Raw genomic sequence first — 1,507 nt, 5'->3', positions numbered from 1 at the left:
GATTTCTCTTTCCCCTTAATGGTATATTTTTGCTTATCACGAATTATTAGTGACCAAGGAAACTAATATAACCTTGAAGCACTAGAAGGTTCGTAATATCAATAAAGAATGCACCAACAATAGGCACAACCATAAAGGCCTGTGGTGATGGGCCATTACGAGATACTAGCGCACCCATGTTCATTACAGCTGTTGGTGTTGCACCCATACCAAAGCCACAGTGACCACCGGCAATGATTGCAGCGTCATAGTTCTTACCCATTACACGGAATGTAACAAAGTAAGTGAACAGGGCGAGTACGACAGTCTGTACAACAAGAATAACAAGCATTGGTAGTGCAAGATCCATTAGCTCCCATAAATGCAGACTCATCAGTGCCATTGCTAAGAATAGGGATAACGAAATTGTACCTAATGCATCAACAGTTTCCTTGTTGATTTTGTAGCACTTAGTACCTTCACATAAGTTAGTAATAAACACACCGATAAATAGCGCGTACACAAACTCAGGGATACGTAGTGCGCTGATGCCAAAGCTATCTACAAAGTCTTTAGCATGTGATGCACCAGCTACACAAAGAAGTAGAATAAACAGAACTTCAATGGTGTTTTTTGAAGTAATGCGATCTTCTTCTTTATCACTGTACGTCACAAGATCTGGGTGATCGATGTGGTGGTTACCACTCTCACCAAAATCAGATTTTAGGTTGTATTTGTTGATCAAACGCTGTGCAACAGGTCCGCCAATGATACCACCCATAATCAAACCAAAGGTTGCTGAAGCCATAGAAAGCTCAAGCGTATTTAAGCCGTAATCCGTAGAGAAGGTTTGTGCCCAAGCGGCACCTGTACCATGACCACCTGATAGGGTAATAGAACCAACCACAAGACCAAGTAAAGGATCTAGGCCAAGTAGCTTACTTAAACTTACGCCTACTGCATTCTGGATAACGATAAAAACAGTGGCTAGCGCTAAGAAAAGGAATACGCGGGATCCACCCTTCGCTAATAATTTATAACTCGCAGCTAAACCAACAGTTGCAAAGAACATTTCCATTAGCGCATCTTTCATGCTGAGTTTGAAAACAATGTCAAAACCTTGGAAATGGAAAATAGTAATAACAACGGCAACAACCAAGCCACCAACAATAGGCTCTGGGATATTATATTTTCTTAAAAACGCAACTTTGCTGTTAATAAAGTAACCGAGAAAAAGCACGATTATTGCTATGAGCAATGATTCGAGCTCATTAATTTGAATAGTTGTGTTCATCGATAATCTTCTATTGTATTTCTTTGATGGTAATTTTAACGTGTAAAAGCCGTTCTTACCATATTGCTATTTATTACTTAATATAGTAGGCAATTAAGAATATAATCGATTAATTGTATCTATTATCGAATATATTTATCAATAATAGAGATGTTGGTTATTTTTTATTTTCCTTTTTGTTAATAAATTGTTTTTTAAAAAATGGTTGTTTGTTGACTTTTAACAATCAATAAA

At 37.6% G+C, this 1,507-nt stretch carries 1 protein-coding gene; it reads right to left on the bottom strand.

The window, feature by feature from the left end; genetic code table 11:
- Window positions 1-46: 46 nt before the first annotated feature.
- The gene (gltS, locus tag E5A76_RS12640) at window positions 47-1,273 is read right to left on the bottom strand and encodes a sodium/glutamate symporter (RefSeq protein WP_053989550.1); all 1,227 of its coding nucleotides are present in this window, start codon (window positions 1,271-1,273) and stop codon (window positions 47-49) included.
- Between the last annotated feature and the right edge of the window lie 234 nt (window positions 1,274-1,507).

The organism is Photobacterium lucens, from assembly GCF_009873615.1.
Lineage (GTDB): Bacteria > Pseudomonadota > Gammaproteobacteria > Enterobacterales > Vibrionaceae > Photobacterium > Photobacterium lucens.
Note: the sequence above shows the minus strand (reverse complement) of the source record. Positions and strands in the feature narration are given on the sequence as shown.

What these genes read in the sequence shown, in the direction of transcription:
- gltS (WP_053989550.1), bottom strand. Translation starts at nt 1,273, where the DNA reads ATGAACACAACTATTCAAATTAATGAGCTCGAATCATTGCTCATAGCA.